Origin of the sequence: Chryseobacterium viscerum (assembly GCF_002899945.2) — a bacterium.
GTDB lineage: Bacteria > Bacteroidota > Bacteroidia > Flavobacteriales > Weeksellaceae > Chryseobacterium > Chryseobacterium viscerum.
The window spans coordinates 39837-56991 of the sequence record NZ_PPEG02000002.1; the positions used below are offsets into that span (position 1 = coordinate 39837).

Annotated in this window: 20 protein-coding genes; 19 read left to right on the forward strand and 1 reads right to left on the reverse strand. The window is 37.4% G+C overall.

The features are described 5' to 3' along the window. Positions 1 to 4 precede the first annotated feature (4 nt). The 7 genes from C1634_RS03830 to C1634_RS03860 all read left to right on the forward strand — a co-directional run bounded on the left by C1634_RS03830 (position 5) and on the right by C1634_RS03860 (position 3856). Positions 5 to 532, forward strand: a complete 528-nt coding sequence (locus C1634_RS03830; protein ID WP_317047480.1) for a GNAT family N-acetyltransferase — start codon at positions 5 to 7, stop codon at positions 530 to 532. Further along, entirely contained in the window at positions 529 to 1062 is a 534-nt protein-coding gene (locus C1634_RS03835; RefSeq protein WP_109737918.1) for a GNAT family N-acetyltransferase, read from the forward strand. Before C1634_RS03830 ends, C1634_RS03835 begins: the two co-directional genes overlap by 4 nt. 13 nt (positions 1063 to 1075) lie before the next feature. Further along, positions 1076 to 1870, forward strand: a complete 795-nt coding sequence (gene nadE, locus C1634_RS03840; protein ID WP_103233958.1) for an NAD(+) synthase — start codon at positions 1076 to 1078, stop codon at positions 1868 to 1870. 86 nt (positions 1871 to 1956) lie between these two features. Then, the gene (locus C1634_RS03845) at positions 1957 to 2475 is read left to right on the forward strand and encodes a ribonuclease domain-containing protein (RefSeq protein WP_228409970.1); all 519 of its coding nucleotides are present in this window, start codon (positions 1957 to 1959) and stop codon (positions 2473 to 2475) included. A gap of 68 nt (positions 2476 to 2543) precedes the next feature. Further along, positions 2544 to 2852: a GIY-YIG nuclease family protein gene (locus C1634_RS03850; RefSeq protein WP_103233960.1), complete on the forward strand. Its 309-nt coding sequence runs from the start codon at positions 2544 to 2546 to the stop codon at positions 2850 to 2852. 72 nt (positions 2853 to 2924) lie between these two features. Further along, a complete protein-coding gene (locus tag C1634_RS03855; RefSeq protein WP_228409972.1) occupies positions 2925 to 3548 on the forward strand; it encodes a Zn-dependent protease in 624 nt (207 codons plus the stop codon). Continuing rightward, positions 3545 to 3856, forward strand: a complete 312-nt coding sequence (locus tag C1634_RS03860) for a barstar family protein (protein WP_103233961.1) — start codon at positions 3545 to 3547, stop codon at positions 3854 to 3856. The genes C1634_RS03855 and C1634_RS03860 overlap by 4 nt, the downstream gene beginning before the upstream one ends. 141 nt (positions 3857 to 3997) lie before the next feature. Here C1634_RS03860 and cdd read toward each other — a convergent pair whose 3' ends face one another. Next, complete coding sequence (gene cdd, locus C1634_RS03865; RefSeq protein ID WP_109737919.1) at positions 3998 to 4480, reverse strand: cytidine deaminase; 483 nt, start codon at positions 4478 to 4480, stop codon at positions 3998 to 4000. 102 nt (positions 4481 to 4582) lie between these two features. On the opposite strand from cdd, the gene namA reads away from it, so the two are divergent. The 12 genes from namA (at position 4583) to C1634_RS03920 (ending at position 17152) form a co-directional block, all read left to right on the forward strand. Beyond that, a complete protein-coding gene (gene namA / locus C1634_RS03870) occupies positions 4583 to 5635 on the forward strand; it encodes an NADPH dehydrogenase NamA (RefSeq protein WP_103231532.1) in 1053 nt (350 codons plus the stop codon). A 27-nt stretch (positions 5636 to 5662) separates the two neighbouring features. Continuing rightward, positions 5663 to 5941 (forward strand): DUF2752 domain-containing protein, encoded by a 279-nt coding sequence (locus C1634_RS03875; RefSeq protein WP_103231529.1) that lies wholly within the window; start codon positions 5663 to 5665, stop codon positions 5939 to 5941. 283 nt (positions 5942 to 6224) lie between these two features. Then, positions 6225 to 6629 carry a type VI secretion system tube protein TssD gene (gene tssD, locus C1634_RS03880; RefSeq protein ID WP_103231528.1) on the forward strand — a complete coding sequence of 135 codons (405 nt, stop codon included), beginning with the start codon at positions 6225 to 6227 and terminating at the stop codon, positions 6627 to 6629. A 148-nt stretch (positions 6630 to 6777) separates the two neighbouring features. After that, positions 6778 to 8709 carry a type VI secretion system Vgr family protein gene (locus C1634_RS03885; protein WP_103231527.1) on the forward strand — a complete coding sequence of 644 codons (1932 nt, stop codon included), beginning with the start codon at positions 6778 to 6780 and terminating at the stop codon, positions 8707 to 8709. A 1-nt stretch (position 8710) separates the two neighbouring features. Continuing rightward, a complete protein-coding gene (locus C1634_RS25865; protein ID WP_153816338.1) occupies positions 8711 to 8881 on the forward strand; it encodes a hypothetical protein in 171 nt (56 codons plus the stop codon). A 61-nt stretch (positions 8882 to 8942) separates the two neighbouring features. Continuing rightward, positions 8943 to 9917 carry a DUF2931 family protein gene (locus C1634_RS03890; RefSeq protein WP_228409974.1) on the forward strand — a complete coding sequence of 325 codons (975 nt, stop codon included), beginning with the start codon at positions 8943 to 8945 and terminating at the stop codon, positions 9915 to 9917. Positions 9918 to 9951: 34 nt separating this feature from the next. Then, positions 9952 to 11367 (forward strand): phospholipase effector Tle1 domain-containing protein, encoded by a 1416-nt coding sequence (locus C1634_RS03895; protein WP_103231525.1) that lies wholly within the window; start codon positions 9952 to 9954, stop codon positions 11365 to 11367. Between the two features lie 41 nt (positions 11368 to 11408). Next, positions 11409 to 12452 (forward strand): LysM peptidoglycan-binding domain-containing protein, encoded by a 1044-nt coding sequence (locus tag C1634_RS03900; protein WP_103231524.1) that lies wholly within the window; start codon positions 11409 to 11411, stop codon positions 12450 to 12452. Between the two features lie 29 nt (positions 12453 to 12481). Then, on the forward strand, positions 12482 to 12970 hold the full coding sequence (locus tag C1634_RS03905) for a DUF4280 domain-containing protein (protein ID WP_103231523.1): 489 nt from the start codon (positions 12482 to 12484) through the stop codon (positions 12968 to 12970). Positions 12971 to 12980: 10 nt separating this feature from the next. After that, a complete protein-coding gene (locus C1634_RS03910) occupies positions 12981 to 15800 on the forward strand; it encodes an OmpA family protein (RefSeq protein WP_109737921.1) in 2820 nt (939 codons plus the stop codon). A 4-nt stretch (positions 15801 to 15804) separates the two neighbouring features. Next, a complete protein-coding gene (locus tag C1634_RS03915) occupies positions 15805 to 16428 on the forward strand; it encodes a hypothetical protein (protein ID WP_123921372.1) in 624 nt (207 codons plus the stop codon). 13 nt (positions 16429 to 16441) lie between these two features. Then, the gene (locus tag C1634_RS03920) at positions 16442 to 17152 is read left to right on the forward strand and encodes a hypothetical protein (protein WP_123921374.1); all 711 of its coding nucleotides are present in this window, start codon (positions 16442 to 16444) and stop codon (positions 17150 to 17152) included. Positions 17153 to 17155: the final 3 nt, after the last annotated feature.

Below are 17155 nucleotides of genomic sequence, written 5' to 3' on the forward strand. Positions count from 1 at the left end.
GAGTATGAAAATAGAAACCCAACGACTTATTTTAAGAAAATTGGAAGAGGCAGATGTAGAACGTATTTTTCTTTTGGATTCCAATCCTGAGGTGATGAAATATCTGGGTAAACCTGTGACCACAAAAGAAGAATCGAAAGAAATGATTCAAATGATTCAGAAGCAATATGAAGAAAATGGTGTGGGAAGGCTTGCTGTTATTGAAAAAGAAAGCGGCTTGCTGATAGGGTGGTGTGGTTTAAAATTACTGACAAAACCTATCAATGGTTACAAAAATGTACTGGAATTGGGATATCGTTTTATTCCAGAGTTCTGGGGAAAAGGATATGCCACTGAGACCACTGAAAGAACACTTGAATATGGTTTTATTGAGCTAAATGCAAATGTAATTTATGCTTATGCCGATTCCGGAAATACAGGCTCAAGATATATTCTTGGGAAATTGGGTTTTGAAAATATGGGAGAATTTGAAGAAGATGGCGTGATGTGCTCATGGTACGAACTGAAGCGCGAAAAATATAAAAAAAGATGATAACAATACGACAGGAAGAAAAAAAAGATCATCCACAGGTCTTTCAGCTTACAGAAGAAGCCTTTAGGGAAATGGAGCACAGTGATCATCAGGAACAATTTCTGGTGGAAAAATTAAGAAAATCTGAAGCATTTATCCCTGAATTATCATTAGTCGCAGAAGATGAAAATGGTAACATTGCCGGACATATTCTGTTTACAAAAATTAAAATTATCAATGATAAAGAATCATTTGATTCCCTTGCACTGGCACCTGTTTCGGTAAAACCGGAGTTTCAAAATCAGGGAATCGGGGCGAAATTGATTCTTCAGGGCCATCATATCGCAAAAGAATTAGGATATGAATCTGTAATATTGATTGGACATGAAAAATATTATCCGCGCTTTGATTACAAAAAAACAAGTAATTTTGGGATTTCTTTTCCATTCGATATTCCGGAAGAAAACGGAATGGCTGTAGAATTGGTAAAAGACGGATTAAAAAATAAAAAAGGAGTGGTGAAATACCCTCAGGAATTTGGAATAGACTAAAAAAATATAAACGATGCAGACACAAAAAGTGATAGATCATATTGTAAGCTGGTTAAAAGATTATGCAACAAAAGCAAGAGTAAATGGATATGTAATCGGGGTTTCCGGAGGAGTAGATTCAGGAGTGGTTTCTACACTGGCAGCGATGACCGGGCTTAAAACATTATTGATCGAAATGCCGATCCGTCAGAAAGCAGATCAGGTAGACCGCGCACAGGATCATATGAATGACCTTAAATCCAGATTTCCGAATGTAGAAATTATGTCTGTTGACCTGACTCCTGCGTTTGAGGAATTGTACAAAACATTTGATGTAAAAGATGATCTGTATCCTAATGAGAAACTGGCTTTTGCCAACACAAGATCCCGTCTGAGAATGCTTACGCTGTATTATTACGGACAGCTGAACGGGCTTTTGGTGTGCGGAACCGGAAATAAAGTGGAAGATTTCGGAATCGGATTTTACACAAAATATGGGGATGGCGGAGTAGATGTCTCTCCAATTGCTGACCTTTATAAAACCGAAGTATATGAACTAGCTAAAGGGTTAAACCTTATTAAAAGTATTCAGGAAGCGATTCCTACTGATGGACTCTGGGATGTAGACAGAACAGACGAACAACAAATTGGTGCTACTTATCCGGAACTGGAAAAAATCCAGAAAGAATACGGAACAAAAACAGCTGACGACTATGAAGGAAGAGATAAGGAAGTGTTCCAAATCTTCGACAGAATGCATAAAGCAGCCAAACATAAAATAGATCCTATTCCGGTTTGTGATATTCCTGAAGAGTGGAGAGCATCATAAAATATACCCATTCAGCAATGTAATTATGTAACAAAAATAGATGCATTGCTGGATTGGAAAATCGTCATATTAATACAACCATTGTTATGAACAGTAAAATAAGATCTGTATTTTTTATATGCCTGGGACTTCTTTTTGGAATGTCTGCAATGTATATTTACAAAAATTTTATTGCAGATAAAAAAGATCAGTCAGATTCTGTAAAAAAAGAAACGGTACAATATGGCAGCACCTCTTCGGAAAGCCAGTACAGTGCCGGAAATTCTTCTGCTCAAGTTTCTATTGATCAGCTGACAGAAGAAAAGACAGTAATCGGCTATGTGAAACAGAATCATAAGCTGCCAGATTATTATATCACCAAAAATGAAGCAAGAAAAATGGGTTGGAACCCTTCCCAGGGAAACCTGTGTGATGTACTTCCCGGAAAAGCGATTGGCGGAGATAAATTCGGAAATAGAGAAGGGCGTTTGCCGGATGGAGAAAAGTATTTTGAAGCAGATGTAAACTATCATTGCGGAGGAAGAAATGCTGACCGTATCATCTACACTCAAAATGGCGAAGTATACCTTACCAAGAACCATTACAAAAGCTTTGAAAAACAATAGTGTATAAATAACATCAGGTCATTGCGAGAAACGAAGTGACGAAGCAATCTCAATAAAAAGATAAAGAAGTGAAAGCAGGTTTTGTCTACATTATGACGAATAAAAATCACACAACTCTTTATATAGGAGTTACTTCAAATCTGCCCAAACGCGTTCAACAACATAAGGAGTCATATTATTCTCAAAGTTTTACTTCAAGATATAATTTGTATATACTTGTGTATTGGGAATCCTTTCAGGAAATAGGTGATGCTATATTTAGAGAAAAACAGATAAAAGCTGGTTCCAGACAAAAGAAACTGGATTTAATTAATAGTATAAATTCTGATTGGAAAGATCTTACAGGCGATGTTGAAAATATTATGGATGTTTTCTGAGATTGCTTCGTCGTATAACTCCTCGCAATGACCAATGTATAGTTTGCATTGTAATTATTATAAATCTTAATTTTGAAAGATTATAACCTCTTTTCCTTTATTGTAATCTTCTTTCTGACATTGTCATGTTCAGAAAAACAGAGTGTAATAAAGAAAAAAGTAGAAAAATCAGCCATAACAATACTCATTCAGCCGTTTAAAGATATTAAACCGGAGAGTGTAGAAAAAGTAACGGAAGGAATAAAGAAAGTATACCCGAATGTAAAAGTTCTGACTGCCATAGACTTTCCGGAAAACACCTATTATAAAGAGAGAAACCGGTACCGGGCCGATTCTATCATTAAGTTTTTAAGCAGTAAAACAAAAGAAGGTTTTGTTATGATTGGCTTAACTTCAAAAGACATCAGTGCCACCAGAGGAAAAATAAAAGACTTTGGAATCATGGGATTGGGATATAGACCGGGAAAAGCTTGTGTAGCTTCAAAATTCAGACTAAGCAAAGAAAACCAGGATGAGCAGTTTTATAAAATAGCCATTCATGAGCTGGGTCATACACAAGGGCTGCCACATTGCCCTGAAAAAATGTGTTTTATGAGAGATGCAGAAGGCAAAAATCCCACCAATGAAGAAACGGATTTCTGCAAAAAATGCAAAACTTTTTTAATCAATAAAAATTGGAAATTTAGTTCTATATGAAGACAGTATATATCGATTTTACAGACATAGGCGACTATGAAGATTTTTACACCCAGTTAAAGGAAAAAATTCAACTTCCTGAACATTTTGGTGATAATCTTGATGCGCTTTTTGATAGCATTACCGGGGATGTGGAAATGCCACTCCACATCGAATTCGTAAATATGACCGTAGATCAGCTTGAGATTTTTGAAGACCTGCTGACGACTCTTGAAGATGCTGAAGAAGAAGTGGAAGACTTTAGCTTTAGTTATTATCTGGAGCAATATGAAGACGATGAAGATGAGGAGGTAGAATCTGAAGAATAATAAAAAAGCTGTTTCAACGTATGAAACAGCTTTTTTTATGCTGGAAATGTGAAGCTTTTTACGATCACCCCATGTCAAGGTTTTAAACCTTGACATGGGGTGGAAATCTCGCGTTTTTGCAAATTTGCCCTTTACTTTGTCTTATAAAAACGTAGAATCAAAATAAAAAGGCAGCAGATCCTTCACCGCGTGTACTTTTACCACCTCCTCATTCATGCTTGAGAAATAAAGGTCGATATCCTCGTCCTGTTTGGTTTCATACTCTATCAAACTCTGACGGCATGCTCCACAAGGAGGAATCGGTGGATTTTTTTCATGGAATTCTTTAGGACCACCCACCACGAAAATCTTTTTTATTTTCATATTTGGAAAATTGGCTGCTACCCAAAAAACAGTCGTTCTTTCTGCACAGAGTCCCGATGGGTAAGCTGCATTTTCCTGATTGTTCCCGGAATAGATTTCTCCGTTTTCCAATAACACGGAACAGCCTACCAAAAACTGAGAATAAGGGGCATAGGCGTTCTCACGAGCCTCTTTGGCTCTTTCAAATAATTTATTTTCGATATCACTCAGCTCACTGCTATTTTTAAAATATTCGTAACTGATCTGTATGTCTTTTTTCATATATTGTCAACTAAAAAAGGGGGGTAAAATTAGTTCTTTTTAATGAGGTGGACAATATTTTATTCTTCCAGTAAATATGTTCAATTTTTTGAAAAAAGTAAAATGTTATACACACCAATACAATTCAGAAATGTAGAGTTGAAAAACAGATGGGTAATGTCACCTATGTGTATGTATTCATGTGAAAATGGAATGGCCAATGATTTCCATTTCGTTCATTACGGAAGCCGGGCACAGGGAGGTACGGGATTGCTGTTCGTGGAAGCTACAGGTGTAGTGCCCGAAGGGAGAATCACCAATCACTGCATGGGAATCTGGAATGATGAGCAGGAGGAAAAGCTACAGAAAATCGTAGAATTTGTTCATGAAAATTCTGACAGCAAAATAGGAATTCAGCTGGCTCATGCCGGAAGAAAAGGTTCAACATGGAATAACCTGCAGATTTCTATTGAAGAAGGCTGGGAAACCGTTGCACCAAGTCCTATTCCTTATCATCCTACAGAAAGGATTCCGCATGTATTGAGCACAGATGAGGTAAAGGAGATGGTTCAGCACTTTAAAAAAGCTGCCAGAAGAGCAGTGAAAGCAGGTTTTGATGTTATTGAAATTCATGGGGCACACGGATATCTGATCCATCAGTTTCTGTCGCCGCTTTCCAATATCAGGACAGATGAATATGGAGGAAGTTTTGAAAACAGAATCAGGTTTCTGATTGAAATTGTAGATGCAGTCAATGAAGAACTCAATGAAAACACCGCACTCTTTGTAAGAATTTCCGGAACAGAATATGCTGAAAACGGCTGGGATATTGAAAGTAGCGTTGAATTGGCGAAAGTTTTAAAAGAACACGCCGTTGATCTCGTTGATGTATCAAGCGGAGGGAATATACATGGGGCGAAAATTTCGGTTTTTGATGGCTATCAGGTTCCACTTTCATCACAGGTTAGAAATGAAGCTTCTGTGAATACGGGAGCTGTAGGGTTAATTACCAAGATAGAGCAGGCAGAGGAAATCCTTCAGAAAGGAGATGCAGACCTTATTTTTGTAGCAAGAGAGATTCTGAGAAATCCATACATTGCCGTTCAGGGATCTTTTGAAATGCAGGAAAATTGCTTTTTCCCACACCAATATACGAGAGCTAAAATCTCTTCTTAATGAATGGATTAATCTAAAACCTCAGAAATGAATATCGAAGATTTCATGCTTTCCTGTCCCAGTAAAAAGTTCCTTGGAGTAGAATGCCTGGGTTGTGGGGCTCAGAGGGCAATTGTCCTGGTATTTGAAGGGAAGTTTTCTGAAGCTTTTCAGATGTATCCTGCGGTATATACCTTACTGCTGTTTTTTTTTACCCTTGGGTTGAGTTTTATTGATAAAAAAAGAAAATACAGTAACATCTTAATGATTATGATAATTGTTAATCTTATTATTATGATAACAGCGTATCTGTACAAACATCATTAATACAGCTGAAAAATGGAAAGCCAGACATCAAATAGTGAATCATATGGGATATAGAAGTTCCTTTTACATATTAGTCTGTGTAGAAGATTTTTAATGAAAAATAAAATAAGTTAGTTTAAAATTCTAAAATTAATTTCAACTGCGAAAATTTAATAAATGTCGTAGAACTACTACAATTTCTGAAACAGTGCTTCAAAAACTTTTTACATTAGAACATGAAGTCTATCTTTGTTTTATAAATCCTATATCAGGGAACAGTTGTTAATGATTAAAATTTAAGAATATGGCAGGAAATTCAAGAGGAATCTTAAAATTCAATGGAGGGGAAGGTCAGAAGTTATTAAAGCTTAACTACAGCGTATCAAGATCTACAGATATTTCAGGACGTGTAGCATCTGATCCGTCAAACGCACTGATTAAAGTAACAATTGAAGCAACAGAAAAATCTGATGTTTTAGAAAGTTTATTAAACAGCAAATATAAACCTACAAGCGGAGAGATTACATTCAATAAGTCTCATGAAGAAGGAACATTGATCAATTTGAAGTGGGAAAACGGATATGTAATTCAGCATGAAGTAGACTTTGATGCTATCGATAGCAACAGTATGCTGATCAGCTTTATCATAAGTGCTGAAAGCATTTCTTATGGAAATTCATCTTATGATGGACTTTGGCCAATGAGCTAAGTCTTTCATGATCAAAAAATAAAAGACTGTCCTTATAAGACGGTCTTTTTTTACCTTAAACGATATTCTGCAGGATCCTTGGGTTATCCTTGTATATTTCCACCCTGCTGAATAATCGTTTACAAAAACTAATCAAATCACAAAAAATATGTCAAATACACCTGGAAAATCACAAGCGACGTCTTTTCGTCCCACGCAGAATGCAGATGGTATTTCCGAAAACCATCATACAGGTATCAACCGTTTGGTAAAACTTTCTCTTGTCATAGAAGGGAAAATTATCAAATATTATAAACATTTCAAACTTAAACAAAGCACCAAAAGACACCACGAATTTACGCTGACACTGGCACACGATACTCTGGGAGACCGACAGACCCATTCATTGGAAGATGCCAATAAGTTTCTTGGAAAAAGACTTACAGCAGTGATTTCCTATAAAGATATAGATAACAGCCCTGAAAGAACTTTCGTAGGAGTGATTACCGGAGTAGGATTCAGCCAGGAACAAATGAGCTTAGGAAATATTGTGCTTACCGGATACAGTCCTACCATCCTGCTGGACGGTGCACCTCATATTCAGAGTTTCGGCGGTACGCAGCCCGTAAACGTAGGAATTATTGCAGAAGAAGTGATTAAACAGGGAATTGATAAAAGCCGTTTCGATATCAGGGTAGAGGCTAATAATTTTTCTCAAATTATCTACAGCAGCCAGTATGATGAAACCCATTATAACTACCTGGCAAGAATGGCTGAGGCTTACGGAGAGCAGTTCTACTATGATGGTGAAGTCTTACACTTTGGAAAGCTTCCCGTTCAGAATAAACCCATTACCCTTACCTACGGAAGCAGTGCCAACGATATAAAAGTTGAGCTGAAAGCAGTACACACCAAGCCGCAATACTATGGGTATAACAGCAACAGGAATGAAAAACTGACCTCCGGTGCAACGCCAATCAAACACGTAGGGGACCTGGCGAAAACAGCATACAGTCATAACGAGTCTATTTATAAAACGCCGGCATTACAGATGGCTCCCATCAAAGCTTCTACCCACTTAGATGTTGAATACTCCCAAAAAAGTGCTTCAGGAAGTGAAGCGGTCAATGTTTTTTCCACTTCAGGAAATACAACGGTTCCTTTCCTGCATCCGGGTTGTGTAGCAGATGTACAGATGCGTAAGCAGGATTCTAACGAAACCTCTTATTTCACCAGAATCATGATTACAGAAGCAGAACATGAGATTGATACCATTGGTCACTATAATGGAAGCTTCGTGGGAATTGCTGCAGATACAGGCTTTCTTCCCAAACCAGAATTTACGATTCCAAAGGCTGAGCCGCAGACTGCTACAGTAATCTCAAATACTGACCCGGAGGGACAGGGAAGAATACAGGTGCGATTTGACTGGCAGACCAACGATACCACTCACTTTATCCGTATGATGAGTCCTGATGCAGGAGGAACAGATCAGATTACCCAAAACAGAGGCTATGTAGCCATTCCTGAAGTGGGAGACCAGGTGATGGTAAACTTTGTGCACAGTCACCCTGACAGACCTTTTGTAATGGGAGGAATGTTCCATGGAGGAATTGCTTTAGGAGGAGGCGTTAACAATCACCTGAAGTCAATACAGACCAGAAGCGGAATCAGAATTCTAATGAATGATGAGGAAGGAAGCGTAACGATTCTTGATCCAAGTGGTAATACCTACTTTATGGACGGACAGGGGAATATCAGTATGAAAGCCCCTAAAAACTTTACCTTAAATGCAGGCGATAATATCAATATCACGGCAGGAAAAGAAATTTCAATAGGAGCAGGAGCAAGCATTACCAGTACAGCCAACGACAATATTGTTTCTATAGCTGGAAAAGATATGAAACTTACGGCATCAGGAGATATTACAGAAACTTCAGATACCCGGACAGAAATGATTGAAAAAGAATTCAAAAGACAATCTGAAACATCTAACGAAATAGCAGGTGAAATTTCCATGTTCAGCGAAATGGAAAATATGACCATGCAAAGTGGAAAGATCGTAGAATTCAACAGTGCTGAAAAATCAAAACTTTTCTAATATGGCCATCATAAAGACAGCAACCAATCTGCGCATTACAGTCAAAGATTCTTATCATCTGAGCGTAGGCAAAAAGGTGGAGAAAATCGCAAAGAAAATCAATGTGGAAGCCCATAAAGAAAATCTGGTTTTAGCAAGTAACAAGAAGATTATGTCCCATGGTCATAAGTAAATACAACCTGCTGATTCTTTTTATAGCGTGTTTTTCATTAACGAATTGTCAGAATAAAAAAATGGAAGAAAAATACAGTTGGCTGGGAACCGTTTCTGCCCCACAGGAATACCCGATGGAAGTGTATGAAGGAGCTATTGTTGCCGATGGTTTTACTTACAGCTTTGATGCAATCTGGGGAACACAGAATACAGGATGGGGTAAAGAAGGTGGCACTATGAACGTGACCACCGAAAGAATGAATGCTCCTCATGAGCTGGAATTCACATGGTATTCTCTGGTAGAAAAAAAATTCTATACCGGAAAATGGAATCTGGATAAAGAAAAGATAAAAAACCTTTTTGATGAAGGATTTGTAGATCAGGACACAAAAAAGAAATCTACTTACAACTCTTTTGTTGTAGGATTAGCTCCGCAAGGAAGAGTTGTGCTTTGGATGAAAGGCGCAGGAAACCAGAAAGAGATAGGTGCTTTTCAGGCTCATGATACCATTATTACTAAAGAAAAAGCATACGATAATGCTCAGTATATGCTGAAAGAAGGCTTTGCAGACAGAATGCTGAAAGACCCGTCTTATAAGACATTTAAGCCGGAAGTTCGTGAGAAAATTGAAAAAGAAGGCTATCCTGCAGCAGATATTTATAATGCCTACAGAGAAAAATACAACTGGAAACCTGCCGTGATTCTTCCTGAAGGAGCAACATGGATCGATTTTGGGTTTACCAATTATAACGGTGAACAGGAAAATCTTTTTGATCAGAGCTTAAAAGAGAATACTTATAAAAGCAGAGCAGTACCAAGATTCTGTGGTTTTTACTGGAAAGATAAAAACAACAACAGATATGCAGTATGGATCGACGCTTTTGATGACAAGGAAATATTTGATCTGTTTCAGAAATTAGGAAAAGACAAAAACATTGATCTGACCATTACAGTAAACGAAGACAATACTAAAATCTTAGTGTCTTTAGAATCTGAAAAAGAAAAACTGGCCGTTACCAAAGCAAAAATCAGAGTATCCCGAAAGATAGAATGATAGCATTCAATCAGTCAATTTAAAAACGAGAACTATGCACAACAATCAATTTGGAAGTTATACACCATCTGTATCCAAAGAGGAAGTACTGGATATTACCATTGGGATTTTTTTTGACGGAACCCTGAATAATAAAACCAATACAGACGAAAGAAAAAAAGGGACGGATGCTCATAAAAAACATGGCGGAAAATCTTCAGACAATACCAGCTACAACAATGACTGGAGTAATGTAGCCCGTATGTGGGATAATTATGATAAAAACTTCGGTATTTACATAGAAGGTATCGGTACACAGGATAAAGAAGGAGATGCTACGTTGGGATATGCTTTCGGAACTGGCGAAACCGGAATTAGATCTAAAGTCAGAAAAGGCTGTGAAGAAATCGTAAAAAAGGTAAAAACCATTAAAGCAGAAAAGAAAGCCGATAAAATTGCCGTGCTTACTTTTGATGTATTCGGTTTCAGCCGTGGCGCTGCCGCAGCCCGCAATTTTGTATACGAAATTGGAAAAGCAAAATATAAAGCCACTTCCCGCACAGTTGCGAATGAAGCGGTTTCCGTGACCACCTATTCAGATGATGATGGAAAAGGGGTAGGTTCAGAAGAACTTCCAAAATGGGGACACCTTGGCCTTAAACTCGAAGAAGCCGGACTAAAAGTAGATGTTTTAAAAGTAAGATTCCTGGGAATTTACGATACCGTTTCTTCCTATTCAAAATACCTCTCACCCGTACCCAATTTCAGCAATGACGTTGAAGAACTGAGCCTGAATGATATCGGGAAAGCCCAGACTGTAATTCACTTTACTGCAGAAGATGAGCACAGGGAAAATTTTGACCTGACAAGAGTACATATTGGAACTGAAAAAAACTTCCCCGGTGTACACTGTGATGTAGGCGGAGCTTACGAAAACGGACAGGAAACATGGGAAGAAGTTGAAACTTCATGGACAACCAGTACCAAATTAAAAGCATTAAAAACAGAGCTTGAAACCGAAGGATGGTATGAAAAAGGGCAGCTTACCATTACGCCCGGATTTTACCTTTCATTAAGAGGATCGCGCTATCTACTGAAGACATTCAGCTACATTCCTTTGCATTTTATGGCGGAATATGGTGTAGATAAAAATCTTCCTATAACCATAAAGAAACTGACAGACGAGAAATATTCCATTTTGGATGATCAGTTTTTAATAGGAATAAAAGACCGTCTCAGATCTTATGTAATGGGAGATGGCAAACCTTATTCCTTCAAACATTTTAAAGCGCTGCGTGATGCTTATGGCGGAAACGAAATCCCGGAAGACCGTTATGCTGCTTACCAGAAAGAAGTAAAAGAACAGGATGATTTAAGAAAGCTTCGCCATGAATATCTTCACTGGTCAGCAAGAAGAGAAGGTATTGGTATGGATCCGAGACCAAACAGAGCAAGGGTTATCCATTTTTAATAAAATAGAATAAAGAAAGAAATTGAAGCAGGAACATTTCTATGCAGAAATATAACATACATACCGTTCAGAAAGATGAAACCTTAAAAAGTATTGCGGCACTTTACAATCTGGATACAGATGCTTTAAAGTTATTCCACAACAATCTCTGTACTGTTAAGGATATGATCCTGATCAATCTTAACGGACAGAAAGAGCTTTTTATACCGCGAACAGCAGTTACCGATAAAAGAAGATTGGTAGAGTTCGGAAGAGGAAACAGTCTGATCCTTCAGCCGGCAGGTTCAGTGAGAAAATACAGTGTTGTTATTACCATTGAAAAAGGAGAAAATAAAAGCGAATTAAAATATGAAACCTCAGTCCGTTGGCTGAAAAAGGAAAAAGGACTTCACTTTTTTGAGATAGACAGAACATCAAACCTTTATCTTAATGAAGAAGAAGTGAATGAGATTGCAGATTTGCTGGCTTACAGAACATCTAAGGTTTTATACCCTTTACAGATCAGTACAGACGAGAATGGAAAATTTGAAGCTGTTGAAAATGCTGAGGTATTTCTCAAAAGATGGTCTGGGATTAAAGAAGAATTGTATAAAGAATTTGATGGAGAAACGGTAGATGAATACTGCAGGAAGATAGAAAGAGTGATCAGCGAGCCTGAGGCTATTGATCTGTACCTTAAAAATGATTACTTCATCCGTGCTTTGTTCTTTGGGGTACACCAAAGTTTCGGACAGGATTATAGATCAGAAATGACAACAACCTTTCCGGTAGTGGATAACGCTATTGAACCCCGGTACAAAATGACACTGGAAACAGATCCGGTAAAAGCAGAAACAGGCCTGATCACCATAGAAGGATCAGGAAAATTAAATGACGAAAGAGATATTGATGACTTTATAAGAAGATCTCCTTTTTCATTGATTGTAGAAGATGAACCTGTGATGAATGAAGAAGGATCTTTCAGAATAATAAGCTATATGAAAGAAGAAAACGCATTGCCGGAATCACTTTATCTGGAATGCACCATCATGCTGCAGGAAGAAAAAAAGATTTCGATATCAGTATCAGGAATTGATGAAAACTAAATTACCATTTCACTAAAGATAAAATTAATATGGCAGAAAAACATATTGTAGTACAGGGCGCCATGTGCAAATGCCAGTTCGGGCAAGCTCCCGACAAGCTCAAAGTACTTACACACCAAAAAGAATATGCCAATGATAAAAATGCTTCTAAAAAACTGATCGTTACGACCAAAGAAATAGGAGGAGCCACATTTGAAAAAAATACATTCGGAAACTGTACCAAAATGGGAGTTCCGCCGCCGCCCTGCAAAATCATGGTCACAGAATGGCAGAAATTCTATGATAAAGTACAGCTCAGCAATGGCGGATATATCATTGTAGAAGACAGCAAGGCCGTATGTGCTATTGCCGGTACCCCATGCATTGAAATTATAGACCACGGACAACGTGCGGAAGCCAGCCAGCAGAATTTTAAAAATGCAGACAAAGATGTCCAGCAGCAGATCAATCCGTTGGTAGATTCCGAGGAAATGTATAAGGAGCAGCCTTCAGGAGGAGGGCAGGATAGTGCAATCTAAATGATAAAAAATGGCAAAAGGCGTTAAAAAAGTAAAAGTTGTAAGTGGAGTTTATTATCCCAAAATGTCTGTATCAGGACAAAGGGTTACGATAAAACCTGATCAGTGGGTACAGTTCGGTATTGACGAATGGCTGCCGGGTACCACAGATGCAGACAAAAAGAAACCTCTTACCTGGATGAGGCAGAACAACAGCAGGAAAATTATCATCAATCAGGTGACTTCTGCAGGCGGATATAAATTTTTAATAGACAAGCAATACAGCGGGAGCTATCATTTTTATATAGAAGCCAGTCTTTCGGGAGTAAGAGATCCTAAAAATAATACAGGATTATATGTAAAAGGCTGGTGTGAACCTAAAATTGTCAGCAGCAAATGGTCTACACAAAAGAACAGCAAGAGCATCAAAAACAACAAAAAGACTGAATATATTTCCTACGGACATATCGTTCACCTGAACTTAATGACAGAGGGTCTCAATGGAAATTCCCTTATCATTGAGCTTTGGAACCAGCAGTCTGCAAAAAAAGATAAACTCGTACATGTATACAACAATGTAGACGTTATAGATGGTGAAGTAAATCTGAAAATAGAGAATACTTTCTCCTGGATGGCCTCTGTAGACAACATTCAGAATGTAGAAGAATTCTATGTGAAAGTAAAAGATATTGCTTCAAAAGAATATATTAAAGATAAACTTGGTGATGATCTGCATGCTATCTATCTTAATGTAAAAAGCAAAATAGTCACTACCAATACCAATGGAGCCCAGAATCAGACTCCAACCAAAGTATATAAGCCGGATGTAAATTCCGTCAGACTTGAACCATGCAAGTTTGAGTTGATCAAAATCACTGAGAGTGAGATAAAAGACGGCAAAGCCAACAATACTATAGCTACAGTCTTTAAAAATGGAGACGGTGTAAAACAGATCCATTCCGCTGGATTGCAGGAACATATTCAGAGAACGATTTTTTATAAATTTGATTCTACAGTCATTGATAAAGATGGAGTTACAATTTTGAATAATGTTCTCAAATTCCTTTTGGAACATAAAGATGCTACCATGAATCTCAGTGGTTATGCCTGCGTTATAGGAAAAGAAAATTACAACAGAGGACTTTCACAAAGAAGAGCTGATGTCGTAAAGAAATTCTTTGCAGACGGCGGATTAGATCCAAGAAGAATCATCTCAGTAGGAAAAGGAGAAGTAGATCCCACAGATGATAAAATGGGAAGAGATAATATCAAATACAAAAACGAGAAAGACTACGAAAACAACCGTAGAGTAGATATCTCATTTGTATTCAATGCCCATGATGCCCAGACCATCAACTATGCGGTAGTAGCCCCTACTTCTGCTACGAAAAAGGAACTCATCATTGATGTCACAGGTTTTGATACTAACAGCTGTTTCAGAGACACCAAAAACAAACATAAAAAAGAAATTTATATCGTAGATGTAGGGCAGGCAATAGATAAAGGAGATACCAAAAAAACCTTTCAAACCCCTACATTCAATTATGAAATATATTCTCCGTTAAGCAGATATAATTTTGGAGGAGGAATTGGGCTGGATGCTCAATCAATGACCGTCATGCAATACATTTGGCCTGCATCTACCAGTCCGAACCAGTTTCATATGCATGTGCATACCTGCAGATATTACAGCAATGAAAAACGGACAACCGTATTAATAAAAGCATATCCGGATATCAAATGGAGATTTGCCTTTTTTATCAACCTGAGCAACAGCTTAAGTATAAAGTGGCAAAAAATGACTCCTGATAAACATAAAGAACTTCGAGGTAAAGCATTGAGCCTTGCCAATGAAGAGAAGGGAAAATATACAGACGTAGAATTCGGTGTTGAGCTTAAAGCCTCTTATGACAAACAAAAAGATGGAAGCTATTACTGCAAGCCGGAACTGACCCTGAAATATAAAGATAAGATCAGTAAGCTTTTCTCTATTATTTCTTCGGTTAAAAAAATGTCTCAGGGGATTACTTCGCAAACAAAAGGAGTCGTATCCAAAGGAGTAGGAAGAAAATTACCATTTGAGATCAAATTAAATGCGCCGGCATTATATTTTGGAGCAGAATGGGAAGCAGACATCAATGATGACCATTCCGATATAGGAACCAAATTGATGCTGTTCATTGAAACAAAACCTTTAATTGAACTCGCTATTGTTTTTGACCTTCTGGCTTTAATCGTTCAGGCTGGAGTTGCCGTTGCCACTGCAGGAACAGGAAATGTACTTGCCCTTGAAATATTCAATATGGTCAGAGAATGGGCAAGTAAAGGATATGAAACCGAAAAGGTGGTCATCAACTTTAAAATGTACATTGACCTGGAAGTAAAAGGGAAAGTAGATGGTGTTATTGACGGCTCGTTCAGTAAAGTTAAAGATGGAGCAGAAGTGAATTTTGATTTAACTTCAAACATCACGGTTGAATTAAAATCAGGACTCGAATTAAAAGGAATGTTTGTAGTCATTGGTACAACAAAAAAACCGGAACTGGAAGGACATATTGAAGGAAAACTGACTGCAGGAGCTACGATGGGAATTACTTCAGGACACAAATTAAAATATGATTCTACCGCAGGAATTTATTATATTCCGAGCTTAAGCATAGACCCATGTGTAGGAACGGTAGTGGTAATGGTAAAAGCCGGATTTACCTATAAAAAAGTAAGCTCAGACTGGACTCCGGTGAATTACAACAGAACCCGTACATTTTTTGACGGATTCGACATTATGAAATATTTAGCAGAATTAGTAGGTTATGACAACAAAATATTACTTTGGGAAAAAAAGAAAAAATAAAAATATGTTTCTACTTGTAATCATGTCCTTGTTTATATCATGCAGTAGTGCAAAAGAGGATCTATCCAATGTTCTTTTCCCCACGAAAAAGGAAAAGATTGTAAGTGGTATTGACTATACAGAGAAAAAATCTACATTAGATGAAAATCTTACTGCTTATCAGCTAAAAGATATGAATGCTTTTAGCCTGTATGGACAGTATTTTGCGAATGAAATTGGAAGTAATTCTGCAACATATGCCGGGAAAAACTACCTTGAGCTTTTGGGAGATTCAAAAGATATCAACGGATATAAAATCCATCTGTATACGCAGAAGGAAAGTGAAAAACTTGAAAAACTGCTTCTTAAAAAATTAGGAACACCAGCTTTTGATAAAGGAAATGAAGGAGAGCGGAATATCATCTGGGAAAAATCCGGAAAGATTTTTATTCTGAATAGTGGGAATGCCGAAATACAAGGAGAGAAAACAAAAGAATCAGATCTGTTGTGTTTAAATACTAACTTTACCACACTGATCATTAATGCCACGCAGACTACAAAATATTCGGAATACTTGAAATTCAGAATAAAAAATAATAAGAAAGTAGAAAGCTATCCGTATAGTCTATATAATAAAGAAGAAAATTAAATAAAAAAGTTGAATGAAAAAGATTGTTATATGCCAGATCGTATTGAGTTTTGTTCTCATGAACTGTCAGGAAAAAGGAACAGGCAAATCTGTTTCACAGACAGCCCAAACAAATGTAACCAGTAAAACAGCAAACCAGGCCCAGGGAAAAATGGATTTTAAAGATCTTAAATTCGGAACCAACGGAGAAGACCTGCTTAAAGGAATTGGATTAACTGTTAATGACAATGCTTCAGGGGATTTTAATACCTCAGTAGATTATGTTGAATTTCAATTTCCCAAAGATAAAAATCTGAACCTGTCGTTATTTAATAACAGCTTACAATCTGCTACGGATGACGTTTCCGTTCTTTATTCAAAGAACGATAAAAAAGTATGGGGCTACGAAATGGTGCTACAGAACAACCCGAATACAGATGCTATTCTGAGCGCTATTGAAAAAAAAGCAGGCCATAAAGCAGACTTTTCAGATAAAAAAGTAAATACAAAAGAAAGACCTATTTTCCTTGATGAAAACGGAGAATTCAAAACAGATCATATAGAAGAAACAGTGCAGGTTTGGGAAGATAAAGAAGCTAAAACAACATTCTTTACCATTCACACCGTTAATCTTTCTAAGAAACCTAATGAAAATACATTAAAGATCTTTGCTTTAGATAAAACAAGCCCAAAATACAAAGAATGGGTTTCTTACCGCAGTCTGGATATGTTTTACAATAAATAATAA